The 26472-nt window shown below is 60.1% G+C and carries 17 protein-coding genes and 1 pseudogene; 12 read left to right on the top strand and 6 right to left on the bottom strand.

Features of this window, described 5'->3' with window-relative positions; all coding sequences use genetic code 11:
• The first annotated feature begins 91 nt into the window (after positions 1–91).
• The 6 genes from QA646_RS22190 to QA646_RS22215 all read left to right on the top strand — a co-directional run bounded on the left by QA646_RS22190 (position 92) and on the right by QA646_RS22215 (position 10198).
• Positions 92–3352 carry a cellobiose phosphorylase gene (locus tag QA646_RS22190; RefSeq protein ID WP_283060400.1) on the top strand — a complete coding sequence of 1087 codons (3261 nt, stop codon included), beginning with the start codon at positions 92–94 and terminating at the stop codon, positions 3350–3352.
• Between the two features lie 148 nt (positions 3353–3500).
• Entirely contained in the window at positions 3501–4160 is a 660-nt protein-coding gene (locus tag QA646_RS22195; RefSeq protein ID WP_283060401.1) for a DUF2161 family putative PD-(D/E)XK-type phosphodiesterase, read from the top strand.
• A gap of 275 nt (positions 4161–4435) precedes the next feature.
• The gene (locus tag QA646_RS22200; protein WP_283060402.1) at positions 4436–5935 is read left to right on the top strand and encodes a DegQ family serine endoprotease; all 1500 of its coding nucleotides are present in this window, start codon (positions 4436–4438) and stop codon (positions 5933–5935) included.
• A gap of 332 nt (positions 5936–6267) precedes the next feature.
• Positions 6268–8424: a GGDEF and EAL domain-containing protein gene (locus QA646_RS22205; RefSeq protein ID WP_283060403.1), complete on the top strand. Its 2157-nt coding sequence runs from the start codon at positions 6268–6270 to the stop codon at positions 8422–8424.
• A gap of 295 nt (positions 8425–8719) precedes the next feature.
• Positions 8720–9352 (top strand): J domain-containing protein, encoded by a 633-nt coding sequence (locus tag QA646_RS22210; RefSeq protein ID WP_283060404.1) that lies wholly within the window; start codon positions 8720–8722, stop codon positions 9350–9352.
• A 132-nt stretch (positions 9353–9484) separates the two neighbouring features.
• On the top strand, positions 9485–10198 hold the full coding sequence (locus tag QA646_RS22215; RefSeq protein ID WP_283060405.1) for a DUF899 family protein: 714 nt from the start codon (positions 9485–9487) through the stop codon (positions 10196–10198).
• 25 nt (positions 10199–10223) lie between these two features.
• Here QA646_RS22215 and QA646_RS22220 read toward each other — a convergent pair.
• The 3 genes and pseudogenes from QA646_RS22220 to QA646_RS22230 form a co-directional block, all read right to left on the bottom strand.
• Positions 10224–11908 (bottom strand): annotated as a pseudogene (locus QA646_RS22220) (PAS domain S-box protein); the annotation flags it as partial.
• Positions 11909–12046: 138 nt separating this feature from the next.
• On the bottom strand, positions 12047–13189 hold the full coding sequence (locus QA646_RS22225) for a Xaa-Pro peptidase family protein (protein ID WP_283060406.1): 1143 nt from the start codon (positions 13187–13189) through the stop codon (positions 12047–12049).
• Positions 13190–13292: 103 nt separating this feature from the next.
• The gene (locus tag QA646_RS22230; RefSeq protein ID WP_283060407.1) at positions 13293–13997 is read right to left on the bottom strand and encodes a GntR family transcriptional regulator; all 705 of its coding nucleotides are present in this window, start codon (positions 13995–13997) and stop codon (positions 13293–13295) included.
• 151 nt (positions 13998–14148) lie between these two features.
• On the opposite strand from QA646_RS22230, the gene QA646_RS22235 reads away from it, so the two are divergent.
• Positions 14149–15051, top strand: coding sequence for a dihydrodipicolinate synthase family protein (locus QA646_RS22235; RefSeq protein ID WP_283060408.1), 903 nt, complete (start codon positions 14149–14151; stop codon positions 15049–15051).
• A 151-nt stretch (positions 15052–15202) separates the two neighbouring features.
• Here the strand turns inward: QA646_RS22235 and QA646_RS22240 are convergent, their stop codons facing one another.
• Positions 15203–15415, bottom strand: a complete 213-nt coding sequence (locus QA646_RS22240) for a hypothetical protein (protein WP_283060409.1) — start codon at positions 15413–15415, stop codon at positions 15203–15205.
• A gap of 259 nt (positions 15416–15674) precedes the next feature.
• Between QA646_RS22240 and QA646_RS22245 the strand changes: the two genes are divergently transcribed.
• A complete protein-coding gene (locus tag QA646_RS22245) occupies positions 15675–17201 on the top strand; it encodes a DUF1800 domain-containing protein (RefSeq protein WP_283060410.1) in 1527 nt (508 codons plus the stop codon).
• A 16-nt stretch (positions 17202–17217) separates the two neighbouring features.
• Positions 17218–18402 carry a DUF1501 domain-containing protein gene (locus QA646_RS22250; protein ID WP_283060411.1) on the top strand — a complete coding sequence of 395 codons (1185 nt, stop codon included), beginning with the start codon at positions 17218–17220 and terminating at the stop codon, positions 18400–18402.
• Between the two features lie 56 nt (positions 18403–18458).
• On the opposite strand, the gene QA646_RS22255 is transcribed toward QA646_RS22250, so the two are convergent.
• Together QA646_RS22255 and QA646_RS22260 are read right to left on the bottom strand one after the other, a co-directional pair.
• Positions 18459–21485: a glycoside hydrolase family 38 C-terminal domain-containing protein gene (locus QA646_RS22255; protein WP_283060412.1), complete on the bottom strand. Its 3027-nt coding sequence runs from the start codon at positions 21483–21485 to the stop codon at positions 18459–18461.
• A 342-nt stretch (positions 21486–21827) separates the two neighbouring features.
• On the bottom strand, positions 21828–23024 hold the full coding sequence (locus QA646_RS22260) for an MFS transporter (protein ID WP_283060413.1): 1197 nt from the start codon (positions 23022–23024) through the stop codon (positions 21828–21830).
• Positions 23025–23144: 120 nt separating this feature from the next.
• Here QA646_RS22260 and QA646_RS22265 point away from each other — a divergent pair, with 120 nt between their 5' ends.
• The 3 genes from QA646_RS22265 (at position 23145) to QA646_RS22275 (ending at position 26428) form a co-directional block, all read left to right on the top strand.
• Positions 23145–23975, top strand: coding sequence for a helix-turn-helix transcriptional regulator (locus tag QA646_RS22265; RefSeq protein WP_283060414.1), 831 nt, complete (start codon positions 23145–23147; stop codon positions 23973–23975).
• Positions 23976–24122: 147 nt separating this feature from the next.
• On the top strand, positions 24123–25142 hold the full coding sequence (locus tag QA646_RS22270; RefSeq protein WP_283060532.1) for a LacI family DNA-binding transcriptional regulator: 1020 nt from the start codon (positions 24123–24125) through the stop codon (positions 25140–25142).
• A 44-nt stretch (positions 25143–25186) separates the two neighbouring features.
• Positions 25187–26428, top strand: coding sequence for a sugar ABC transporter substrate-binding protein (locus QA646_RS22275; RefSeq protein WP_283060415.1), 1242 nt, complete (start codon positions 25187–25189; stop codon positions 26426–26428).
• The last annotated feature ends 44 nt before the right edge of the window (positions 26429–26472 follow it).

Genomic DNA, 26472 nt, shown 5'->3' on the forward strand with positions numbered 1-26472 from the left:
GATCTGAAACGGCAAATTGTCTCCTATGATCGAGCGGCGGCTTGTGATCTAGTATCGCTCACCCGACCCATGAATCAGCGAGAAACCGCTTATGTCCTTGGAATCCAATCGCAGCTTTCAGACGCCACGGCGCGAAGAACTCGGTCTTTCCACGCTTTCCAATAGTGCCGGTCTGTCGGTTTCGGCGCTGCCGAACGGCACGCTGTTTGCCATCGACTTTGCCGACCAGCAGGGCAGCGTCATGATCAACCAGGTGCTCGGATCACCCGTCTATGGCGGTATCGGGCGCCTCTATCTTCGCGTCGGCGGTTCGCGGCCTGAGGTCGCCGAAATCGTCGGTCCAAAGGCCGCGGTGCGTTTCGGCCGTGACGAGGTCGGCTTTTGCTGGAGCGGCGAAACCGCTGGCATCAGGCATACGGTGCGGCTGCAGCTCCATTCTAGCGAAAGCGCCTGGTTTTGGCGGGTTTCGCTCGAAAATGCGACCGGCGACGCGCTTTCGGCCGATCTCGTGCTGGTGCAGGACGTCGGCCTTGGCGATCGCGGTTTCCTGATGAACAGCGAAGCCTATGCTTCGCAATATATCGACCACCACGTTGCCGAGCACTCCGCTTTCGGACCGGTCGTGATGAACCGGCAAAATCTTAAACAAGGCGGCGGGCGCAATCCTTGGCTGGCGCAAGGTTGCCTCCAGGGCGCGGCAGCTTACGCTACGGACGTGATTCAGTTGGTGGTGCCCGCCCCAACCGGCGATGCTCAGATGGTGCCGGGCTTTGGCGTAAGCCTGCCGAGCATGCGCCGGCAGCACGAGGTTGCGTGCCCGGCAATCCAATCGAAGCCGCTCGCGCTCACACCAAACACTGCCGCAGCCGCAACATTCTTCGGCCTATTCGTTGCCGATCACCCCGCAGCCTCCAGCGATGCCGACCTTGCAAGGCTTGACGTCTTACCGCAGGCTCTCAGCGAACTGGCTAAAACCGAGATTGCCGGGAATACGCCCGTTCGGAGCCTGGTGCAGGATGCGCCGCTATTCGTGACCGAGCCTTTGGACGAAGCTACGATCGAGCGGCTTTATCCCAAGCGGATGCTGGAAGAACGCATCGATGGCCAGCTTTATTCCTTCTTCGTGCCGGAAGGCTCGCTTAACCGTCACATCGTTCTGCGTGAGAAAGAGCGCGTCGTGGCTCGCCGTCACGGCGCCATTGTCCGCAGCGGCCAGAATATGCTGCTGGACGATCAGACGCTGGCCGCAACCTGTTGGATGCAGGGCATCTTCGCTGCCCAATTGACGATCGGCAATACATCCTTCCACAAGCTCTTCTCGGTCTCCCGCGACCCCTACAATCTGACGCGGGCGAGCGGCCTGCGTATCCTGGTGGATCTCGGCGAAGGCTGGCGCCTGCTTGGCGTCCCCGCTGCTTTCGACATCGGGTTGAGTGATGTCCGCTGGATCTACCAGCTCGCCGGCCGTACGATCACGGTGACGGCAATCGCTTCCGGCGACGACCCGTCGATGCGGTGGACGGTAACCGTCGAAGGCGCGGCCTGCCGTTTTCTGGTGTTCGGCCATATCGTGCTCGGCGAGCGTGACTATGAAGCCGTCGCAAACATCGAGATCGATGCCGCGGCCAAGCAGATATCGTTCCGACCCCAACCGTCCTGGCTTTGGGATCGCTATCCAAATGCCGCCTACCATCTCGTCACCTCGACGCCGGACGCTTTCGAGGCTGTTGGCGGCGATGAGCTTCTTTACAGCGACGGCACGTCGCGCAATGGCCCTTTCATCGCGCTGAAGTCGCGCTTGACCCAAAGCTTCAGCTTCGCCGTCACCGGGTCGATGACCGATACGGCGGAAGGCAAACGTCTTGCCGCGCGTTACAAGGCCGGCGTCAGCAGCGAAGAAATGCTCACTCCTGCACAGAACTTCTGGAGCCATGTGATCCGCGGCGCGCGCATCGAAGGCGACGGGCCGGATCTTACCGCGCAGGCAGTGATGCTGCCCTGGCTTGCGCATGACGCGATCGTGCATCTGAGCGTGCCGCACGGCCTCGAACAATATACGGGTGCTGCCTGGGGGACGCGCGACGTCTGCCAGGGACCGGTGGAATTCCTGCTCGCCTATGAACATGATGCCGAGGTGAAGCAGGTTCTGAGCACTGTCTTTTCCGAGCAATATCGTGACCGGGGCGACTGGCCGCAATGGTTCATGCTGGAACCCTATGCCAATATCCGCGCCGGCGAGAGCCACGGCGATATCGTCGTCTGGCCGCTGAAAGCACTCTGCGATTATATCGAGACGACGGGAGATCTTGCTTTCCTGACTGAAACCGTGCCGTGGCGCGCTGACGACACCATGCAACGGACCGAAGAAACGGCGACGATTTCGGCGCATGTCGAAAAGCTGCTCGACACCGTGCGCAGCCGTTTCGTACCCGGCACCAGCCTTATCCGTTATGGCGAAGGCGATTGGAACGACAGCCTGCAACCGGCCGATCCGCACTTGCGCGACTGGATGGTGAGCAGTTGGACCGTTTCGCTGCTTTACGAGCAACTGGTGCGCTATGCCGCCATTCTGACGCTGGCGAGCCGCGGCGAAGAGGCGGAGACGCTCAAGGAAACCGCCGCCGCCATGCGCAGTGATTTCAACCGCCTCCTGATGCGGGACGGCATCGTCGCGGGTTACGGTGTCTTCGATCCGAGCCATGATGGTGTCGAGCTGCTGCTGCATCCGCAGGATACCCGTACCGGTCTGCATTATTCGCTGATCGCCATGACGCAGCCGATGCTGGGTGGTCTTTTCACGCCGGAGCAGCGGCATCAGCACATGAAGCTGATCGAGGACAATCTCCTTTTCCCGGATGGCGTGAGACTGATGGAAAAGCCGGCGACCTATGCCGGCGGCCCCGAGACTTTGTTCCGCCGCGCCGAATCCTCGTCCTTCTTTGGGCGCGAGATCGGGCTGATGTATGTGCACGCGCATCTGCGCTATTGCGAGGCGCTGGCCATTGAAGGAGATGCCGAAGGCGTTTGGAACGCGCTGGCGCTCGCCAATCCGATCGCGATCAGCGGCCGGCTCGACCATGCATCGCTGCGCCAGCGCAACACCTATTTCAGCAGCAGCGACGCCGCCTTCGCCGATCGTTATCAGGCATCGCATGATTGGGGTCGCGTCAAGGCAGGCGATATCGCCGTCGATGGCGGCTGGCGCATCTATTCGAGCGGCCCCGGTCTCTTTACGAAAAGCCTGATCAGCAATGTCTTCGGCTTCAAGCGGCACTTCGGCAAACGTATCCGTCAGCCCCTATTGTCGGCATCGATTGCCATTTCCGAAGTCGAGCTGAATTTCGAAGCGTAACCGCGAAGAGAGCCACCTAGAGCGGCTCGCCCCCCAATTTTGTAGTTGGCGGCGCAGGAGACAGGCTGCACCACGAGCGGCGGTCGACTTTCTGCCATTGCGAATCACGTAAAATAGCGATGACCATCGATCAAGCAGAGGGCAGGATTTGGAGACGGCGCTTTATCTTCCGATCAAGAATTTCCTGGAAGCAGCCGGCTACACGGTAAAGGGCGAAATCGGCAACTGCGATCTTGTCGGCTTGAGTAATGATGAGCCGCCCGTCGTTGTCATCTGCGAATTGAAGCTGGCCTTCAATCTCGAACTCGTGCTGCAGGCGGTCGATCGCGCGGTGGCAAGCGATGAAGTATGGATTGCCGCCCGTGTCTCGGCAAAAGGCAAGGGCCGGGAAAGCGACCGCCGTTTTCGCGATCTCTGCCGCCGCCTCGGTTTCGGCATGCTGGCCGTCTCGGACAACGGCACCGTCGACATCATCGTCAGCCCGGTTGCGCCGATACCACGCAAGAATATCCGCAGGCGATCACGTCTTGTTGAGGAACATAGGCGGCGGAAAGGCGATCCCGCGCTCGGCGGCAGCACGCGCGCGCCGATCATGACCGCCTACCGCCAGCAGGCACTTGCCTGTGCGATGGCAATCCAGAACGGACAGCAGCGTCCCAGAGATATTCGCGCCAACGCTCCTGAAGCAGCCAAGATCCTGCAACACAACGTCTATGGCTGGTTCGAACGTGTCGATCGCGGCATTTACGCCCTGACCGAACTTGGTTCGGAAGCATTGAAGCGCTGGCCTCAGGCGGATGGTGCTTAACAATAAATATGGATAAATTCCGGCGCTCAAACATTAAATTCCGGTAATATCTTACAAAATTGCAATATAAATATGATCAATATTTAATTTGTAAAACCGATCAGGCAGATCCTATAAATCATCTGCGCCAGTTTTTCTTTCTACTGCAAATTCCGTAGTAATTTCGAACAGTCGCAGTTCTGCAGAAGGAATAGAAACGGCACTCCGTTCGACGCCTGGTTCCCGACATGGGCCCAAGTCGCCATATCGCAACGATCTCGTAAGGGACATTTGCCATGTCAAATCTACTTCGCAAGCATCGCGCCGCAGCCATTATCGGAGCGGCCATCGTCGTCGGCGCAGGCGCCCTGCCCTTCGCCTTCAGCCCACCCACTGCCATAGCCGCCGCCGAACCTAGCGGCATCATAGCACCTGCCGGCTCCTTTGCGCCGATCGTCGATGTTGACAAGCCGGCAGTCGTCACCATCACCACCACGATGAAGGTCGATACCGGAGCGGATGTCGGGGATTCCCCGATGGATGAGCAATTCCGCCAGTTCTTCGAGAACCAGGGCATACCCTTCCCGCAGCAACAAACGCCGCAACATCGTCAATCGCAGCGCGCCATGGCGCTCGGCTCCGGCTTCATCATCAGCCCGGACGGCGTCATCGTCACCAACAATCACGTCATTGAAAATGCCACCGATATCAAAGTGACGCTCGATGACGGCACCGAACTGCCGGCCAAACTTCTCGGCACCGACGCCAAGTCCGATCTCGCTGTGCTCAAGGTCAAAGCGCCGAAGCCGCTCGCCACCATCGCCTGGGGCGATTCGGACAAGCTGAAGCTCGGCGACCAGATTCTGGCAATCGGCAATCCCTTCGGTATCGGCACGACCGTCACCGCCGGCATCGTTTCAGCCCGCGGCCGCGACCTGCACAGCGGCCCCTACGACGATTTCATCCAGATCGACGCTCCGATCAATCGCGGCAACTCCGGCGGCCCGCTGGTCGACCGTGAGGGCAATGTCGTCGGCATCAACACCGCTATCTACTCGCCGAATGGCGGCAGCGTCGGTGTCGGCTTTGCCATTCCCTCCGACGAAGCCAAGGTGATCGTCGCCAAGCTTGAAAAGAACGGCTCGATCGATCACGGCTATCTCGGCGTCGCCATTCAGCCGGTCACGGCCGATGTCGCCGATGCCGTCGGCCTCTCGCAGCCGCAGGGCGCTTTGGTCGCCAGTGTCAATGACGGAACGCCGGCTGCCCGTGCCGGCATCAAGACCGGCGATATCGTCACGGCCGTCGGTAGCGAGACCGTCAAAACGCCTAAGGATCTGTCGCGCCTGGTTGCCGATCTTTCCCCGGGTGACAAACGGTCGCTCACCGTCTGGCGCAATGGCAAGAGCATGGATGTGAACGTCACCGTTGGCGGTAATGACGACAGCAAGCAGGCCGCCAACGACAAGGGCGACGGCAAGGTTCAGCCGTCCAATCAGCCGAGCATCGGTGTCGGTCTCGCTAACCTGACTCCCGATTTGCGGGAGCAACTGAACCTTCCGCGCAATGCCGAGGGCGCAGTCGTCGCAAGTGTCAATCCGGACAAGCCGGCCGCCGCTGCCGGCATCCAGACGGGCGACATTATCGTCTCGGTCAACGACCGGCCGGTTCACGACGCCCATGATGTTCAGAACGCGGTCGCTGAAGCCGGCAAGGCGGGCCGCAAATCGGTCCTGCTGCTGATCGAACGCGGCGGCGACAAGACCTTCGTGGCCGTACCGTTCTCGGCTGCTTAGAGCAGTCCCAGGAAAAGTGCGAAGCGGTTTTCCGTCCGGAATGCGTAAAAACAAAAGGATAGAGCGGAGAAGCGATTCCGTGAAACGCTGAGCCGCTCTAGGCATTCTCTACAAGGCAACAGCGCCTCGTCTCCGTCGTTGGAGGCGAGGCGCATCTGTGTGGTGCGCAACATCTTGTGACATGAGGGAATTTTTGGACGAGAGCACTGTCGTCAACCACTAATTTACGATGTCGCCACAGAAGGCTGACATGCCCCGCTCCTGCAGCGAACCCTTCACTGATACATAACGATTTGCTCACAGTGTAACGTAGCGTGGATTGTGAGGGAAACATGCACAAGGCGGCAGTTGGAAAACAGGTTACGGAGACGGCATCGGCGGATGCCGAGGAGCCCATTGCGCACAGGCGCTTGGCGGGGGAGCTTCCGCAATCCAATGAGCCCAGTCTCGCGGAGCGTTATGACTGGCTCGAGGCCATGATTAACCATGTGCCCGACTACATCTATGCAAAGGATCTGGAAGGCCGCTTCCTCTTCGCCAATAGGGCCATCGTGCTGAACAATGGGCTTGAGCGCGTAGAGGATATGGTCGGGCAGACTGAATACGATATTCATCCTTCGGCGGCGGCCGAGGCGATAGATGCCATCGAACGACGGGTGATGGAGAGCGGTGAACCCCATCTCGGATTCGAGGAGCGTCGCCTGAGAGGCGAAGGCTGGCTGATGATGTCGCGCGTTCCGCTCAGGGACAAAACCGGAAAGGTGATCGGTGTCGTTGGGGCATCGCGGGATATCTCGGCCCGCAAACGCGGGGAAAGCCTGATGAAGGCCCAGGCGCAGCTTCTCAAGGCGGTCGCCAAGGGAATACGTCTTGATCCATTCCTCAGTGACGTCACCGATCTGCTCGAAGAGGTCATCCCCGGTATGGCAGCCGCCATACTCCTGCACGACGAAGGGAACCAGGAACTCTATATCGCGGCGGCGTCCCCATCCGCACGCGCCGCTTCTATCTTGCCGGCCGATGTCCTCGACAACCCGACATCGTGGCGCCGCCTTGCAATCTCATCAGGTGACGGCGGACAGCATGGCATACTCGCCGTCCAGGTATCTTTCAGCTATGAAGCGAGCGTGTGGGAGTTCCTGACGGGCGTCGCACAAACGATCGGTATCGCAATCGATCGTCACTATGATGCCGAGCGAATCATCTTCCTTGCCGAGCACGATGCCCTGACCGGATTGCCGAACCGCACACTGCTCGACCGAAAGCTCGATGATATGCTGCGGCGGGCCGGCAAAACGTCGCGGAAAGTCGCGGTCGTCTTCCTCGACATCGACAACTTCAAGCTCGTGAACGACAGCCTCGGTCATGCGGCTGGCGACGAGCTGCTCAAGATCGTAGCGAGGCGGATCTCTCAGGAGATCGGGCATGGCAATATGATATCGCGCATTGGCGGCGACGAGTTCATTCTGGCGCTCGAACAGACCGAAGAAGACTTCGTCTCCTGGCTGGCGCGCATTCGCGAGGCCGTCGCGCGGCCGCTGACTTTGGCCGGAATGGACCTGCAGCTTACATGCAGCATTGGAATGGCCTGCTTTGCCGCACATGGCAATACGGCCACGGAACTGTTCGCCAACGCAGATATGGCTATGTACCGCGCCAAGGAGAATGGCCGGAACAGCATCCAGGTGTTCGATCCGGCAATGGCGGAGAAAGCGCGGCAAAAGCTCGGACGTTCGGAGGAGCTTCGGCGCGCCGTCGAACGGGATGAGTTCGTCCTGCACTTCCAGCCGCAGAAAGACATGACCTCCGGCGAGATTATCGGCGTGGAGGCGCTCGTGCGCTGGAATCATCCGACCGACGGGCTTGTCTTCCCCGGAGACTTCATTCCGCTTGCTGAGGAGTCCGGCCTCATCGTTCCGATCGGAGAGATTGTCCTGCGCAAGGCCTGTGGCCAAGCAAAAAAATGGCAGGAACAGGGACTGCCTCCGGTGAAGATCGGCGTCAATATGTCCGCCCGGCAGTTCCAGGAACACGGCATGACCCGGCAGGTGGCCGCGGCCCTCGCCGAGAGTGGCCTTGAACCGCAGTGGCTCGAAATCGAGGTCACCGAGAGCCTTCTAATGCGCGACGTTCAGGGGGCGATCATGAAAATGCATGAACTGAACGCCCTCGGCGTCAGTCTCGCGATCGACGATTTCGGCACGGGTTATTCCAGCCTGAGCACTTTGAAACGCTTCCCGTTGTCACGCCTCAAGATCGACCGGTCCTTTATCGCCGATATTCCGGACGATGCCGACGATATGGCGATCACATCCGCGATCGTGTCGCTGGCACGCTCGCTGGAACTGGACGTGATCGCAGAAGGCGTGGAGACGGAAGAGCAGGCCCGCTTTCTATCGGGGGCGGGATGCCATGCCATCCAGGGATACTTGTTCAGCAGACCCGTTCCGGCGGAAGAGATCACACGCATAATGCGAGGACGGTCTTAGGAGTCTTCGTCTCACATTCGTCAGCCTGATGTGATCGGGCCGCGATGATCCGCATGGTTTTCCGATCATGGGAAATCCCGTGCAAAATCCTTCAAAAACCTGCGGCTTTCAACAGAAGGAATGTTTCTGCGCCTTGTCATGACAGTTTTTGTCCAAACTCTGCCTCGGTGATGATAGAGAAGAAACGGGGGACGGATACGAACCGCCCTTCGGCGGGCCCTGCGTTCTGCCGAAATCATCGACGGCATAAGGGCTTCAGGACTTTGGACGGGGCTAAGCGGCAGCAGGAGTTGGAGTGACCGATCCATACGAGATTCTCGGCATCGGACGCGATGCGAGCGAAGAGCAGATCAAGACCGCCTATCGCAAGCGGGCGAAGTCGGCGCATCCGGATTCCGGCGGCGACGTCGATGCCTTCGGACGGCTGCAGAAGGCCTATGAGCTGCTTCTGGACCCGGTGCGCCGAAAGCTGTTTGACGATACCGGCTATGATGTCGAGCTGACCGACGCCGTCGATCTGCAGGCACTGGTCGCCATCGAGAAGCTCATCACCGATATGGTCCTGGACGAGCGCGAGCCCGGAACCTTCGATCCGGTCGCCCATATGCGCGCCAGCCTCTTGGAAGAAATCCGCAAGGCCCACTTCAGCAAAAGCGAACTGGAACGTCATTCCGACCGCATCCGCCTCCATCTGGATCGCTTGGGAAAACGCCCCGGCAAGGATGTCGTCGGCCATATGCTGCGCGCCCGCATCAAGGCCATCGCGTCTGCGATCAGCGAAACAGAGGCAAAGATAGACGCCACCGAGCGCGCCTGCGACATGCTCGACGGCTATCTTTATGTCATGGACGCGCCGATGCTCGAGAACGAGGAATTATCGGAGGTTGAATGGGATGACACCACGAGGGTCCGCTCCGCCGCTCATTGATTCCTATTGATCCAATGTCCCGCCGAATGCTGGAACTTTCGATCGGCAATCGGGTTTTCTCCGGCGTCAAGTCGAATTCCGCGACTGCCATACGACTAAGTATCGGCCCATGAATCGCACCGCGAGGACATCATGATCAACGAAGATGGATATACGCCTGCGGCAGAACTGGCGCAGAGAAACGGAGCCAGGTTTCCCAACGAAACCAACGAATACCGGCAGGCACGGAACGCTCTGCTGGCGGAGGAGATCGAACTTCGGCGGCATATAGAGCGGGTCGCAGCGCAACGGCGCGCACTGCCGCCGGGCGGTACGGTGAAGAAGCACTACCAGTTCATCAGCCCTGACGGTCCTGTCGAATTCGAGGATTTGTTCGACGATAAGGAAACCCTGCTGATCTATAGCTATATGTTCGGACCGGAACGGGCGCGGCCCTGCCCAATGTGTACCGCGCTTCTTTCGGCGCTGGAGGGCGAAATCCTCGATATCGAACAGCGAATGGCGATTGCCGTCGTGGCCAGATCACCGATCGAAAGACTACTTGATTTCAAGACGGAGCGCCGCTGGCAGAATTTGCCGCTCTATTCCGACCCGACCGGCGAATACAGCCGCGATTACCGTGCGCTCGGCGCCAATGGCAACGACAATGCCGCCGTCAATGTCTTTACCCGCAGAGATGGAACGATCCGGCATTTCTGGAGTGAGGAGATGGGTCCGGTGACTGCCGATCCCGGCCAGGATCCGCGCGGCGCGCCCGATCTTATGCCGCTTTGGACGATCCTTGACATGACGCCCGAGGGACGGGCCAGGGACTGGTATCCGAAGCTCGCCTACGGAAACGCGTGAACGGAGGGATGTTGCTCGGCGATGCCTATGCCTTGCCGGCAGCAGCCAAAGTGCCGGCTATTGGTGCCTCCGCCACTGCTTTGGCAATCACTGCGGCAAGCTGGCCCTGATTGAACGGCTTCGGCAGGCGGAGCAGATCGTTGTTGCAGCCCGCCGGAAGCTCGGCATAGCCGGTGGCAAGGACGACCGGCAAACCCGGCCGCCGCTCGGCGACCGCCGCGGCGAGTTGAGAACCCGTCATCCTTGGCATGGCATGATCGGTGATGACGAGATGGACGTCGTTGCGATTCTCCAGCAGCTTCAACGCCTCTTCTGCCGAATAAGCCTGCAACACGGTATGGCCGAGATCCTCCAGCATGATCGCCGTATTCATCAGGACGAGCGCATCGTCGTCCACCGCCAAAATATTGAATGGTCCTCCGCCTGACGGCATGGCCTCTATCGCCGGCTCCTCCTTCCACATCTCCGTTTCCGCTGCAAGAGGAAGCCAAAGTTCGGCCGTGGTTCCCTCGCCCTTCCGCGATTTCAGGATCAGCTTACCGCCAGATTGCGCCATCAATCCGTCGACCATAGGCAGTCCGAGACCTGTTCCCTTGCCGACGCCCTTAGTCGTGAAGAACGGCGTCGTCGCATTGGCAAGCGTCGCATCGTCCATTCCCTCGCCCTCGTCCCTGACGGAGAGACACACATAGGCTCCCACTTTCGGGTAATCTGCTTCGTCCTTGGCAATCTCCCGAAGTTCGGCGGCAATGACAAGCAACCCGCCCTTTGGCATCGCATCACGCGCATTCACGACAAGATTTAATAGAGCATTTTCAAGTTGGTTCGGATCAGATGTCACCTTCGGGAGGCTGAGGGGAAAACGTGTTTCGATCGTTATGGAAGCATCGATCGTGCGCTGCAGCAGGTCGGTCATATTGTGAACCAATTCGATCACATTCAGCGCCTCGATCTTGAGCTCCTGGCGCCGTGAGAAGGCGAGCATGCGCTGGGTCAGTGCGGCGCCGCGCTGGGCGCCCTGAATGGCATTGTCGATCAATGGAGTGATGTCGGAATTGTCAGCAACCCGCTTGCGCGCGATTTCCAAACTCCCGAGTACGGCCATTAGTAAATTATTGAAGTCATGGGCCATTCCCCCGGTCAATTGGCCGACCGCTTCCATCTTTTGCGCTTGGAACAGTTCTTCCCGCATCTCATCCAGCTTGCGCTGTGCTTCTCTCTTTTCGGTGATATCGCGAGTGACCTTCGCAAATCCTAGAAGCGATCCGTCGTCATCACGCAGAGCATCGATGACGACGCTTGCCCAGAACCGCGATCCATCCTTTCGGACCCTCCAGCCTTCGTTTTCAAACCGGCCCTCCTTGGCGGCGATATCGAGCGCCTTCCAGGGAAGTTGCGTGGCGCGATCTTCCTCCGTGTAGAACCGGGAAAAATGCTGGCCGAGGATTTCTTGCTGCGTATAGCCCTTGATCCGCTGCGCGCCGAGGTTCCAACTGGAGACATAACCCTGGGGATCGAGCATATAGATGGCGTAGTCCGCGACACCCTGCACCAGAATGCGAAACTGCTCCTCACTCCGCCTGAGCTCAGTTTCTACCTTTTTCCGCCCGGAAAAATCGCGCGCAATCTTTTCAAATCTCAACAAGACGCCTCCGCATTTCTGACTGCATCAATGACCAAACGCATTCAATATTGCGAACCATGCTTTCGCAGATGCCATTTCGGTCTTCGAGTCGCCCCAGTAAACTACAGAAACGTGGATTTGGTTCCGAAGAGACGCACACCTCGAATTGAAAGTCGCAAGCGAGTGTTTGCGTTCCCGTCAGCCTTGTCGAATGCGGCCGTCAATTACGAAAACGGCTCGGCCGGCCCTTTGGCGGGATTGGTGAACCAATGCGGCCCTTCCGCCGTCATGTAGATATGATCCTCCAGCCGAACGCCGAATTTGTCGGGAAAGACGATCATGGGCTCGTTGGAAAAGCACATGCCGGCGGCAAGCGGTGTCGCGTTGCCGCGCACGATATAGGGCTCTTCGTGGATCTGCAGACCGAGGCCGTGGCCGGCGCGGTGGGGCAGCCCAGGGAGGCGGTAATCTGGTCCAAGACTGTGTTTTGACAGCACCCTGCGCGCGGCATCGTCGAGGCTCGAACAGGGCGCGCCGAGCTTCGCCGCATCGAAGACCGCCTGCTGGGCTTCCCGTTCGATCGCCCAAGCCGCTTCGAATTCGCAGTTGCCGCTTTCGAGCACATAGGTCCGGGTAAGATCGGAATGATAGCCGTCGATCTGACAGCCGGTATCGACAAGCACGACGTCGCCAGCGTCAAGCGTCTGGTCGCCATCGGCACCGTGCGGCAGAGAAGTCGCCGTCCCGAAGGAAACGATGCAGAAGGTCGAGCCGCCGTCTGCGCCTGCCTGGCGGTGCCGGCGGTCGATGAAGTCGATGACCTCTGAAGCCTTGATACCTGGCTTCATCAGCGCATGCGCCTGCTTCTGGATATCGAGCGTCAGGTTCATGGCATACTGGATAAGAGCGATCTCGGCTGGAGATTTGATGCGCCGCAGGCTTCGGATGATCTGGCCGCCGTCCCTCAATCTTCCGGCGCCAATCTTCGCAGTGAGCATGTGATAGAAGAAGAGCGGCAGTTCGTCGTCGAGTGCAAGCGTGCCGGCTTGACCCAGCAGGCGTGACACGAGTCCGGCACTGTTTTCCTCCTCCTCCCATACCAGGATTTCACCAGGCAGATGCGGCAATGTCTCCACGCGGCTGCGCTCGAAACCCGGAACGATATAATAAAGTGCGGCTGGCGTGACGAACGCGCCAAGGAATCGCTCGCTCGGATGCCAGACGAGGCCGGTGAAATAGCGCAGGCTTTCCGTCGATCCGAGCAGCATGCCGGCAATTCCGTTCGCCTCCAGCGCGTTTCTCAAGCGTGCCAGCCGGAGTTGCCTCTCGTCATCGGTGATGCCGGGGACGGGATGAGACCATGTCATCTTGCTTTCCAGTTCCTGTTGCGCGCGACTCTCATGCGGCTGACACCGCTTGTTGAATCGACGTTAATGCGGTTTTGGGCAAATATTTCGATAGGAAAATGCCTCACGGGATCTCGATGGCAAGCGGACGTTCGAGATCTCGGGCGATGTATTCCTGGATCTGGCGCACGATCTGCGCCGCGTGATCGATCGCCAAACGGTCGGCGCGCTCGACATCGCCGGCCTCGATAGCGGCGATCATCTCCTCGTGCTCGTCCACATATTGACGCGGCAGGCGATCATCGAAGGTCGAGTAGTAAAGACGCAAAATACGCCGGCCCTCGTCCAGCAGCCGTGCAAAGAACGTTGTGTAATAGGAATTGCCGGCAAGTTCGGCGATGGCGACATGAAATTCGCGGTTCGCCTCGATCATGCCGAAGGCATCGCGGGCAGTCACGGCATCGGCGAATTCCTTCTGTCGGGCGCGCACGCGCTGCATGATTTCGGCATCCGTCCGTCCCGCCGCCCCGCGCGTCGTCACGCGGTACATCAGCGTCAGCGCCTCGAAATAAGTGGGCAGGCTGGCAAAGTCGATCATCGCGACGATGGTGTTGCGGTTCGGAAGCGTCGTCACCAACCCTTCGCCGGCAAGCCGAAGCAGCGCCTCTCGGACCGGCGTCCTCGACATTTTGAAGCGTTCGGAAAGACGGACTTCGTCGAGCTGACTTCCCGGCTCGAGCGCCATCGACAGGATTTCCCTGCGCAAGGTGACATAGACGCTCTGCGTGCCCGAGCCCCGTACCCGCACATTCTCCGCCTCATTTCGCATGCGCTATCCTTCTTCGAAATAAATGTCTTTCTATGTCGTTTTGACGGCTTTCAGCAATCGCAAGCAATCGACCGATATTTGTCGTTCAGCCATTCTTGAATTCTGTCGACAATTTGTATATAACGCAAGCACTTTCAATCGAGGACCCAAAATGACGACAGGATGGAAGGGCGTATTCCCCGCCGTGACGACTCAATTCAACGAAGATCTGTCCGTGGATCTGGCGGCGACGCAGCGCGTCCAGGACGCGCTCGTCAACGACGGCGTCAACGGCCTGATCGTCATGGGAACCTGCGGCGAGAACAATTCGCTGGACCCGGATGAGAAGCGCACGATCCTGAAGGCCGCGGTGGAGGTGGTGAACGGCCGCGTTCCGGTCGTCACAGGCGTTTCCGAATTCGATACGCGCCGTGCCGTCGCCTATGCCCGCGACGCCGAGAAACTCGGCGCCGATGGGCTGATGCTCCTGCCGGCCATGGTCTATGTTCCGAAGCCGGAGGAGCTGATCGCGCATTTCCGCACCGTGGCGGAAGCCACTTCGCTGCCGATCATGCTCTACAACAACCCGCCGGCCTATCGCGTCAATATTGGCGCCGACGTGCTGCAGGCCCTCGCCGAGGTGCCAAACATCAAGGCCGTCAAGGAAAGCGCGCCGGATCCGCGCCGCTTTACCGACCTCATCAATACCTTCGGCGACCGCTTCGACATCTTCGCCGGTCTTGACGATGTTGCGCTCGAAGGGCTGATGCTCGGTGCCAAGGGCTGGGTTTCCGGCCTTACCAGCGCCTTCCCGGAAGAATCCGTACAGCTCGTTGCCGCCGCCGAGCGCGGCGACTGGGAAGAGGCACGCCGGATCTATCGTTGGTTCATGCCGCTCCTGCATCTGGATGCCGAGCATGATCTCGTCCAGTCGATCAAGCTCGCCGAGCAGATCATGGGCCGTGGCTCCGAGCGTGTTCGCATGCCGCGGCTGCCGCTGTCCGGCGCTCGGCGCGCCGAGGTCACCGCCATGGTGGAAAAGGCAGCCGCTACGCGTCCCTCGAAGGCTCGTTAGCGGCCTGACCGCGAATATGCCAAGGCCGGCAATCGCAGACATGCGGTTACCGGCCTTGCTGTTCCGAGCCTGTCGCAGAGAAAAGTCTTTGATCGCGAGATCGTCCTGCAGCCTCGCGGTGCGGCATTGTCAATTTGACTTCTGCAGAATTCTAGTCAGCGTCTTCCGGCAATGCCTGAACATAGCGCACGACGACGTAAAAAACTCCGAAGAGAACAAGCACCGAGACTGCACGATGGATGTCGTGCAGCGCTGCATGGTGATGTCTCACCAACAGGGAAATCGCGTTGTATCCGGCTATGGCGAGCGCAGTCATGACCATTGCCACTACGAACGCCATGTTCCGATGAATAAATTTGACCATCGCTCACCTCTTTTCCGCTTCGCCACATAGAAGAGAAATTAGGGAGGAATTAGGACGGATCGGACGCCTGCGGCAAATCTGATCCACCCCACTCCCGACAGCCCGTTGAAGCAGTTGACGCCTCGACAATAGCCTGATGGTGAAGCTTCCTGCAAGGGGATTACAAATTGTCCATGTCGGAAAAACGCCACAATTTCCGAACTTTCCTGACACAATTGCCTGCGAGCGTATCACCTGATCGGTGATGCGGTGACAAGCGATGAGCCTTTCATTTCAGACCATGGCGGCACTACGGTTCGGCTACGGCTTTCGCCCCGGTGAAACGCCGCCCGCCAACAGGGACTCGTTGCTCGACTCGATGCGAATTGGCGACGGTAATTGCCTCTTTCCGGTGGGCGGCATCGAGGCGCGCCGCCAGGCGATCCGCAACATCGCCGACCGTCTCCGCGACATCCGCAGCCGCGACATCGATGATGCCGCCAAGCGTGATGAACAGAAGACGATCTCTAGGGAACTTCAGCAGAGCTATCAGCGTGATGCCGATGCACGCATCGCCCAGGCGGTCTTCTCACCGAATGGTTTCTACGAGCGTCTGGCCGCCTTCTGGACGAACCATTTTTCGGTGAGTGTCGACAAGACCCAGCCGATGAAACTCATAGTCCCCCTATTCGAGGCCGAGGCGATCCGGCCCAATATTGGCGGGACGTTTCCGGATCTGCTGCGCAGCGCCACCCGACATCCGGCGATGCTGATCTATCTCGATCAGACGCAGTCTCTCGGGCCGGATTCTCCCGCCGGCCTCAAACGCGACAAGGGACTCAACGAAAACCTCGCCCGTGAGTTGCTGGAGTTGCACACCCTCGGCGCCGGCAGCGGCTATACGCAGGACGACGTGCGAGCCGCCGCGATGGTATTGACGGGCATCACGGTCGACCGGCAGTCGGTCGGGGTGGATTTCCGCAAGGCTGTCGCCGAACCCGGCAGCCATCAGGTGCTGGGTGTCAGCTATGGCCGAACGCAGCGGTCGGAGCGGGATTGTCTGCAGATGCTGGACGATCTGGCGCTGAACCCGAAAACGGCCGCGCATATCAGCCGCAAGCTCGCCATCCACTTCATTTCCGATACGCCACCGCAAGCGATGATCGACGCCATGACCCAGGCGTGGCGGAAGACGGACGGCGACCTGATGGCGGTCTATGGCGCGATGCTCGATCATCCGGCGGCCTGGACAAATGAGGGAAGCAAGGCACGGCAACCTTTCGACTTTGTCGTCGCCGGCTTGCGGGCGCTCGCTCTCCCCGGGAACGCGGCAGCAAGCGCAGTCGTCGATCCGCTCGCCGATGACGAGGGTGCCGGGCAGGCTATGGCCGACGGCAATCCGCCTTTGCCGGGCAGCAGCTCCGCCCCGCCCGACAAGACTGTTTCGCCGGACCCGCAGGAAGCAAGGCGCCGGCAGGCCGCTATCGATGCGACCTTCTACGTGCCACGCGGTCTTGGCGTCTACGCGTTGAAGCGCATGGGGCAACCGGTGTGGCGGCCACCCAGCCCAGCCGGCTTTCCCGAGGGTTTCGACGCCTGGATCAATGCCGGCGAGCTTTCCGAACGGATTTCCTGGGCGCGGCGCGCGATCGGTCGCTACGGCAAGCTGGATGATCCGAGGCAGTTTCTCAAGGAGACGCTGGCGGATGCGGCTCGCGACGACACGATCGGGGTTGTATCGCAAGCGCCGAACAAGATGATGGGCCTGACGCTCGTGCTTGCTTCGCCCGAATTCAATCGTCGTTAGCGCGAGGAGTATTCCCATGGCAGACGACAAGGCTTTCTCGCTTTCCCGCCGCGGTTTCCTCGCTTCCGCCTGCTGTCTGGCAGCTGCGCCGATCTTTACGCCGGTGACCTTCGCGGCCATGCCCGGAGACAACCGCCTCGTGACCATCGTACTGCGCGGCGCCATGGATGGGCTCGATCTGGTGCAGCCTTATGGGGAGGCATCCTTCGGCGGCTTGCGGCCGGACATCGCTCTTGCTCCGGACAAGGGGCTCGTCGATCTCGACGGCTTCTTCGGCCTGCATCCGGCAGCCGCGGATCTGCTGCCGCTGTGGAAGGCTCGGGAGCTCGCCTTCGTCCATGCCGTTTCGACGCCCTATCGCGACGCCCGCAGCCATTTCGACGGCCAAGACATGTTGGAATCGGGCGGCGGTCACGTCGCCGAGGAAAAGACCGGCTGGCTGAACCGCGCACTCGGGAGCATCGCGCGATCGACGGCACATAAGGCGATCGACATCAACACCTCGACCGAATTGATCCTGTCAGGCCCCAATATGGTCGACGTCTGGGCCTCGGATTCCGGCTTGGCCATGGGTGCGGACGAGATGCAGTTCCTGACACGTCTTTATGCCAACGATCCCGCTTTCGCCAAGGCGATGGACGAGGCGAGGCGCGCCGACCAATCAGCCAAGATCGGCGAGGCACCGGGCACCAGGCGCGGCGAGCAGATAGCAGACGTTGCAGCGCTTGCCGCCAAGATGCTGCTGCGGGAATACCGTATCGCGAGCTTCTCCATCAACGGCTGGGACACCCATGTTCAACAGGCAGCCCAGTTTCGGAAAGCGGCCGGCGACCTGACGCAAGCGATGCTGACATTGAAGAATACGCTCGGCCCGGATGCATGGAAGACGACGGTGGTTCTGGCGATGACCGAATTCGGCCGCACCGTCCGCCAGAACGGCTCCGGCGGCACGGATCATGGCACCGGCGGTTGCTGCCTGCTGGCGGGAGGCGCCATCAATGGCGGCCGCGTGCTCGGCAAATGGCCGGGAATTAAAGACGAACAGCTCTTCGAGGACCGCGATCTGATGCCCACCGCAGATGTGCGCGAGATCGCGGCCGCGATGCTCTACCGACAGTTCGACCTCGGTGCCGACGACCTCAGCTCGAAGATCTTCCCAGGCCTAAGCTTCGATAAATCCTCGCAATTCCTGAAGGTGTAAATCGTCGCCGTAGAGCGCCAGTTGTCCCTATTGGACCATCCAGGTCGTCGTAGCCATCACGCTCGTTTCACCCTCCAGCTTTTGACCTCGAACGGCAGGATATCCGGACCGGCATCGCGTTGGGCTGGTTCCTCCATCAGATTGACAGCCTCGCTAACCGCCCAGCCGTTTGTTGGCGTGACGGTAAGTCCGCCGCGCCGGCCGGTCGGTTCGTAGACGCGCAGCACGAGACCGTCGCCATCCTCAGCCGGCTTGATGGCTGAAAGCGCGACCGGTGTGCCGGTTACCGCAATCGGAGTGAGCATCGTCTCCGCAAGATTAGCCGCCGCCGTAACGATCAGCGGCTGGTTGAGGTCTTCTGCCTCCTCGCGCACGCCGCCGGAATGCCATTCGCCAGCGTGCGGCATCAACGCGTAGGTGAAGCGTTGCAGGCCCTCATCCGCCAGCGGATCGGGATAGATCGGTCCGCGCACGAGGCTGATACCGAGAACGTTGCCGCGGGCACTATGGCCATATTTCGCGTCATTGAGCAAAGCGACGCCAAAATCCGGCTCACTGAGATCGATGAAGCGATGGGCGACCGCCTCGAACATCGCGGCATCCCAGCTCGTATTGGTGTGCGTCGGGCGGCTGACGACGCCATAGGCGCATTCGAACGTGGCGGTATGCGCCCGCGTCGCGACCGGGCTCAGCGATCGCAGCAAGGTGCGGCGATCATGCCAGTCGATTTCGGTCTCTATGTCCAACCGCCTCGCATTGGCCGTCAGCACATAATGCTGCACGACACTGGAATCGCGATAGCGATGGACGACCTTGATCGCGGCCCGATCCGGACTGTTTTCGACAAGCTCGATGCTTTCCGGCTTGTCGAGACGAATGCCCTTTTCCGGATAGTCGGCGTCGATGTCCCAGGCGTCCCAGTTGCGCGGCTTGTCGACCGGATAGACCCAGAGCTGATTGGCGGATCCCGCCAAAGCCTCGCGGCCGGTCGCCTTGTGCACGAGGCTCCGAACAGCCCCATCGACGCCGATGGTAACGGCGAGATGTTCATTTTCCAGCCGCCTCGCTTCGGCGCGCAAACCGCCAAGCGGCTTTAACGCGGCGCGGTCGAAGACATGGATGGCAAGCGGCGAGACTATGTCGCCGGTGGAAAGCACCGTGCCGTCGGCGAGGACCGTGCGCAACGGTCGGGCGTCCAGCGAGGGATTGACGACGACGAGAGCGTCCGCAATGCCGCCTTTCGGCAAAGCCGAGACGATGGCAGCCATAGCGTCCTTTTGAGCGATCTTGGCGTGGTCGACAACGCCGGAAAGTTCGCGCTGGGCGTCCTGATAGACCTCGTTGATGCTCGATCCCGGCAGGATATCGTGAAACTCATTCTTCAAGGTTACGCGCCAGTCGGCTTCCAGGCTCTGTGGCGCGGCGCCCCCGATCATATGGGCGATCGATGCCAGGGTTTCCGCCGTGATCAGCGCCCGCTCCGCTCTGCGATGCAGCCGCTTGACGCCGCTCTGGCTGGTCAGCGTCGCGCGATGCAGCTCGAGATAGATTTCGCCCGACCAAGTCGGAAGGCGTTTTTCCTTGGCGGTTCGATGGGCGCTTTCGAAGAAATCGGCGACCTTGCCCCAACGCGCCTTCGGAATGGCCGGGAAATCGCGCAACTGCACTTCCCGCTCGACCATCTCCGGCGTCACGCCGCCGCCGCCGTCGCCGTAGCCAACCGCAAGCAGCGAGGTATCGTGCAGGGTTTTCCCCCGGAAGTTCTTCCAGGTCGGCATGAGGCAATTCGGCTGGACAAAGCCGTTATAACCCTCCATCGGGTTGTCGAATGTATGCGCCAGCACCCGGCTGCCATCCAGACCTTCCCACCAGAAAAGATCATAGGGGAACCGGTTGGTCTCGCTCCAATTGACCTTGATGGTGAAGAAACTGTCGATGCCGCCCTGGCGCAGCAATTGCGGCAAGGCGCCGGAAAAGCCGAAGCAATCCGGCAGCCAGCAGACCGTGTGACGGGCGCCGAACGTCTTTTCGAAATAGCGCTGGCCGTACAGGATCTGCCGCACCAGGCTTTCACCCGTCGGCATATTCGTGTCCGGCTCGACCCACATGCCGCCGATCACTTCCCAGGAGCCGTCGGCTACCTTTTCCTTGATGCGCGCCAGCAGTTGCGGATCGTCAACTTCCATCTGCGCATAATAATGCGCCGTCGATTGGTTGAAGCGGAAATCAGGCGAGCGGTCCATCAAGGACAGTGCCGTATGAAAGGTCCGGCGCATCTTGCGGCGCGTCTCGTCATAGGGCCACAGCCAAGCAAGATCGATATGGGCATGGCCGGTCAACAGCAATTCGCCGTTTTGCGGATAGCGTTCCTGCAGAGTCTTTAGACGGACGATCAGGCCATCATAGGCCGCAACGACAGTCGCGCGCTCATCCTCGGACAGACCCGGCGGGTTTTCGATCAGCTCGGGCAATTCCCAGATCTTCTGCTGCCATAGGGCGTTCGCAGTGCGAGACACATAAGAAGCCGTGGCGGAAGGCCAGTCCAGGCCGCGCAGCGCCGTCTCGGCAGCATCGAGCAGATGCGGCACCACATCATGATCATCAAGCGCTTCGATTGCCTCGACTATCTGCCGCAGCAAAAGGTGCAGCCGGTGCACGGGAATATCCAGCCAGGCGAGCTGCGCCCGGTTTAACTTTGGCTGGCGGTTCGGTTCGCCGAACGGAAAGCGCGCCACGCTGTCCGTGGTGATCGAGAGATTGCGATCCTTGAGCGGGAATTCCTGGTGATAGGGATCGAGGCCGAAGCTCTCGCTCTCGCCTTCTTCATAGGCGAGCGTGACTAGGCTCTCACCACCGAGATCGAGCTGCAGGCGGGTTTCCTCGAGAGGCCAGTCGCCAGGCGCCTTCGCTTGCGAGGCAAAATGCGCCACACCCTTACAATGCGGCCAAGCCTCCCCGATGGCGATATCCTCGCCCTCGAACGTCCAATTGTCGATCGCAAGTACAGCGCGCTCGCGCCAATGGCTGAGCTCTGCGGTGCGTACCTTGAGGCGATCTAGGCGCTGGGCGATGGTGAGCTGCATGGCATGTCCTACATGGTTGATGTCAGGCCGGACCGGATTGGCGATCGTGGCGTTGAGAATGAGGCATAGCAAAGCAAGAATGATGACGGTTTGACGGCATCAGGCGAGCATGACCGGCAAAAGCAGGAAGGCAAGGCGGCCGGAGAAACGTTCCTCGGCCGGGACTTTGATGCTGGCGCTCACTCAACGGTCTCCTCCTCCTGCGTGAAGCGGGCACAGACTACGGCGAAGAACAGGCCGATGACCAGTCTCAAATGGTAGCGATTTTTTGGGCTTGTCTCTCAGCGCGAAGCCAGGAGGCAAAATCTTCGGCGGGGCGGCTAACAGCCCCGCCGCTATTGCTCAATGCCTCGGTATCCGCGGCAAGAAGATCGTGAACAGGCCGAGTAACGGCAGATACGAGCAGACCGTGTAGACGAAGGAAATGCCGTGCGTATCGGCAAAATCGCCGAGGAACGCCGCACCAAGTCCCCCTGCCCCGAAGGCGAAGCCGAAGAAGATGCCGCCGATCAGACCGACGCGGCCGGGGATCAATTCCTGAGCAAAGACCACGATGGCCGGGAAGGCCGAAGCAAACACCAGTCCGATCACCACCGTCAGGACGCAGGTCCAGAACAGGTTCGCATAGGGCATCATCAGCGCGAAGGGAATGACGCCAAGGATCGAGAACCAGATGACGAAGCGCGCGCCGAGACGGTCTCCGACCGGACCGCCCATGATCGTTCCGACCGCGACCGAGCCGAGAAAAAGGAACAGCATCAATTGCGCATCGCGAACGTCGAGATGGAACTTGTCGATGACGTAGAAGGTGAAGTAGCTCGATATGCTGGCCATATATACGTTCTTCGTTGCCGTCAGCAGGATGAGGATCGCAAGCGCCCAGATGGCCTTATTACGGGCAATTGGCAAGGCGCGGCTCGGAGCCGGACGTGCGGCATGCTGGCGGCGATGGCTGACATACCAGGTGCCGACCCAGCTCAGGACGATGAAGCCGATCACCGCCAGGACCGCGAGCCACGCAACGCTTGATTGGCCGTGCTGGAGCACGAAGAAAGCGGCGATCAGCGGCCCGACGGCCGAGCCCGCATTACCGCCGAGCTGGAAGAGCGACTGCGCCAAGCCGTGGCGCCCACCAGAAGCCAGCCGCGCGACACGCGAGGCTTCCGGATGGAACACGGCGGACCCAAAACCGATGAGGCTCGCGGCGACCATCAGCATACCGAAGCTCCCGGCATAACCGAGCAGCACCAGCCCTGAAAACGTGCTGACCATGCCGACCGGCAGCGAATAGGGCATGGGCCATTTATCGGTGACGACGCCGACGACCGGCTGCAACAGCGACGCCGTGATCTGAAACGTCATCGTCAGAAGACCGATCTGAACGAAATCGAGGGCGTAGTTCTCCCGAAACATCGGGTAGAGCGATGTCAGCAGCGATTGCATGATGTCGTTCAGAAGGTGGCAGACGCTGACCGCCACGACGATGGAAATTGTCGTCTTCTCAAATCGGGCCTGCGCGCCCGAAAATGCCGCAACCATTGGGATTCCTTCCTGCGCCGGCCGATTCTTTTCAGCCATGCTGTTCGAACAACCTTTTACATGGCTTGCGGGTGACCTTCTTTCGTGTTTTGGTCCAGTTCTTTCGCGATCGGGCCAAAAATGGAAAAGCTCTCTCAAAAGCTGCTGGCAACCCTCGACAACGACCACGAGCAAAATATGCTCAGGATGGAGGGGTCGAATGCCGGCGTACTCGTCAACAGCTCGGAGTTGCCGCCGGGCTACACCGTTCCATGGCATCATCATCGCCGCACGCAATTGCTCTGCGTTTTCGCCGGTGTCGTCGTGATCATGACGACCCGCGGCCGCTGGATGGTGCCGCCCGGCCATGCTTTGGTCATTCCTGCCGGGCTGGAACATTCCGTCGAGATGCTGAGTGATGTCAGCATAAAATCGGTCTACGTAATGCCAAGCGATCCGACGCCACGGGAAGACGCGCCTCGTGTCGTCGAGGTGACGGATCTCGCGCGCAGTCTGCTGCTCGAGGCCATCCGGCTGCGGGAGGCGCCCCTCGGAAATCGCAAGGCCGAACTTGTTCTTTCCCTCCTCATAGAGGAGATTTCGACGCTTGAGGAGCGCCCGCTTGGCCTTCCCTTCCCCTCCGACCGGCGGCTGGCAGCCCTCTGCCGCGACTATCTGGCAAACCCGACGCCGAATGCCCGGTTGGACAATTGGGCCGAAAAGCTGGCGATAAGCCGCCGCACCTTCACCCGGCAATTTCGCAAGGAGACTGGCATCAGCTTTACCACCTGGCGCCAACAGGCAAGCGTCTTCGCGTGCTTGCCCCAGCTTGCAGAGGGACAGCCGGTGACCAATGTTGCCCTTGAGGCCGGCTATGAGAGCGTCGCCGCCTTCACCACCATGTTTCGACGCATGCTCGGAACCTCGCCGCGCACCTATATGGTGAACCGCTGGTCTTTCGACCGACAGTAAAGGCCGTGCAGACATTTCGGCCTGCTTACAGCCAAAGGCATCCATCCACGGGCATGATCAAAAAAAAATTTGAGAAAAGCTTTTCCCATCTTGACTCCCGCTTTGAGAAAAGGTTTTCTCAGCGCAAATAAGTTTGGGAGAAGACATCTGGAAAACCAGCGGATCAGAAACGGTCGGGTAACGATTCACGATGTTGCCGCTGCCGCAGGTGTCAGCATTTCGACCGCATCGAAAGCGCTGAACAATACCGGGCGAATGGGCGACGAGACGCGGGAACGGGTCAAGCGTGTCGCCACCGAAATCGGGTTCCGGCCGAATGCCTTGGCCAAAGGCTTGCTTAGCAACCGGAGTTTTACCATCGGTCTTTTGACCAACGATACCTACGGCCGTTTCACTCTCCCTGTGATGGCCGGAATTACCGAGGCGCTCGTCGACCACGGCGTCTCGGTATTTCTCTGCACGATCGAAGACGATCCTGCGCTCGGAAAGGTTCATGTGGACGCCATGCTGGACAAGAGCGTCGATGGCATCATCGCATCAGGAAAGAGGATTGACCGCCGGCTGCCGGTGGATCTGTCCAATCTGCCCGTGCCCGTCGTCTACGCCTTCACGGAGGGGACATCCGATAGTGTTACCTTCTGCGCCGACGATTTTCAGGGTGCCGCTCTTGCCGTCGAATGGCTGATGGGTCTCGGTCGCCGCCGGATTGCCCATGTCACTGGCCCGGAGAGCTTCGTTTCGGTGCGCGAGCGCACCCGGGCCTATCGCGGTCTGGTCGGCGACGCCTTGCCGGTGATGTACGGCACGTGGTCCGAGGCATGGGGACATGAGGCGGTTGCAAAGATCTGGGATGCGCCCGGACCGAAGCCGGACGGCATTTTCTGCGGCAACGACCAGATCGCGCGTGCGGTGGTCGACGCCTTGCGCGAGCGCAGCGTGCGCGTGCCGGAGGACGTCTCCGTCGTCGGCTTCGACAATTGGGAGATCGTTGCCGCTCAAACACGGCCGCCGCTGACGACGGTCGATATGAATCTCAAGGCTCTCGGGCGAGAGGCCGGGCTGACGGTCCTGGCATTGGCGGAAGGCCGCGCCGTCGAACCGGGGATCAGGACATTGCCGTGCGAATTGGTCGTGCGGCAGTCGTGTGGGGGAAACCCCGATCATTAATTGAGGAAGAGGGGCAGAAGGAAATGCCCCATGGGAGGAGAAACATGATGAAGCGACTTCTGGCCGCGACCGGCCTCATATCCTTATGCCTTATGTCCGGCGCATCTGCCGCCGAAAACATTACGATGTGGGTGCGCTCCGGCATCGGCGATTCCTTCAAGAAGGTCGTCGAGGCTTATAACGCCAGCCATGACGACAAGGTCACCATGACCGAAGTGCCCTTCTCCGAGCTCGTGCAAAAATATGCGACCGCGATCGCCGGCGGACAGGCGCCCGATGCCCTATCGATGGACCTGATCTACACGCCAGCCTTCGCCGCCGCCGGCCAGTTGGAAGACCTGACCGACTGGGCCAAGAGCCTGCCTTATTTCAACTCGCTCTCACCGTCGCATGTGAAGCTCGGCACCTATCAGGATCACATCTACGGTCTGCCACTCTCGGTCGAGACCTCCGTCTTCGCCTGGAACAAGGACCTCTATAAGAAAGCCGGTCTCGACCCTGACAAGGCGCCGACCACCTGGGACGAGATCACCAGCAATGCCGAGAAGATCCGCGCGCTCGGCGGCGATACCTACGGCTTCTATTTCTCCGGCGGCGGCTGCGGCGGCTGCATGATCTTCACCTTCACGCCGCTCGTCTGGGGTGCAGGCGCCGACATTCTTTCGGCCGACGGCAAGAAAGCGACGCTCGATACGCCGCAGATGCGCAAGGCGGTCGATATCTACCGCAACATGGTCAAGAAGGATCTGGTACCGGCAGGTGCTGCCAGCGACACCGGCGCCAACTTCCTGAGCATCAGCAACGGCAAGATCGGTCAGCAGAGCATCGGCGCCTTCTCGATCGGCACACTGATCACCCAATATCCGGATATCCATTTCGGTGTGACGCTGATCCCAAGTGTCGACGGCAAGACGTCCTCCTTTGCCGGCGGCGACAACTTCGTCATCACCAAGGGCACCAAGAAGCTCGATGCCGTGAAGAAGTTTCTCGAATACACCTATTCGCTGGACGGCCAGAAGATCATGGCGAAATACGGCAGTCTACCGACGCGTGGCGATATCGCCGACCAGGTGCTTCAAGGCCTCGATCCGCGCATGCAGGTGGGCCTGAAAGCCATCGCCGTCGCCAAGACGCCCTATACGCTGCAGTTCAATGACCTGATCAACAGTGCCAATGGCCCATGGGCCGGCTTCACCAACGCCGCAATCTTTGGAGACAACGTCGACTCGGCCTTCTCCAATGCGCAGTCGGAAATGCAGTCGATCATCGACAACGCACAGCAGTAATAAACCATCACAGATCGGGAGGCTTGGCCTCCCGGTCCTCCCCA

Source organism: Rhizobium sp. CB3090 (assembly GCF_029714285.1).
Lineage (GTDB): Bacteria > Pseudomonadota > Alphaproteobacteria > Rhizobiales > Rhizobiaceae > Rhizobium.

Coding starts and splice junctions, on each gene's coding strand:
- QA646_RS22190 (WP_283060400.1), top strand. CDS start 92: ATGTCCTTGGAATCCAATCGCAGCTTTCAGACGCCACGGCGCGAAGAA.
- QA646_RS22200 (WP_283060402.1), top strand. CDS start 4,436: ATGTCAAATCTACTTCGCAAGCATCGCGCCGCAGCCATTATCGGAGCG.
- QA646_RS22205 (WP_283060403.1), top strand. CDS start 6,268: ATGCACAAGGCGGCAGTTGGAAAACAGGTTACGGAGACGGCATCGGCG.
- QA646_RS22215 (WP_283060405.1), top strand. CDS start 9,485: ATGATCAACGAAGATGGATATACGCCTGCGGCAGAACTGGCGCAGAGA.
- QA646_RS22225 (WP_283060406.1), bottom strand. CDS start 13,189: ATGACATGGTCTCATCCCGTCCCCGGCATCACCGATGACGAGAGGCAA.
- QA646_RS22230 (WP_283060407.1), bottom strand. CDS start 13,997: ATGCGAAATGAGGCGGAGAATGTGCGGGTACGGGGCTCGGGCACGCAG.
- QA646_RS22235 (WP_283060408.1), top strand. CDS start 14,149: ATGACGACAGGATGGAAGGGCGTATTCCCCGCCGTGACGACTCAATTC.
- QA646_RS22240 (WP_283060409.1), bottom strand. CDS start 15,415: ATGGTCAAATTTATTCATCGGAACATGGCGTTCGTAGTGGCAATGGTC.
- QA646_RS22245 (WP_283060410.1), top strand. CDS start 15,675: ATGAGCCTTTCATTTCAGACCATGGCGGCACTACGGTTCGGCTACGGC.
- QA646_RS22250 (WP_283060411.1), top strand. CDS start 17,218: ATGGCAGACGACAAGGCTTTCTCGCTTTCCCGCCGCGGTTTCCTCGCT.
- QA646_RS22255 (WP_283060412.1), bottom strand. CDS start 21,485: ATGCAGCTCACCATCGCCCAGCGCCTAGATCGCCTCAAGGTACGCACC.
- QA646_RS22260 (WP_283060413.1), bottom strand. CDS start 23,024: ATGGTTGCGGCATTTTCGGGCGCGCAGGCCCGATTTGAGAAGACGACA.
- QA646_RS22265 (WP_283060414.1), top strand. CDS start 23,145: ATGGAAAAGCTCTCTCAAAAGCTGCTGGCAACCCTCGACAACGACCAC.
- QA646_RS22275 (WP_283060415.1), top strand. CDS start 25,187: ATGATGAAGCGACTTCTGGCCGCGACCGGCCTCATATCCTTATGCCTT.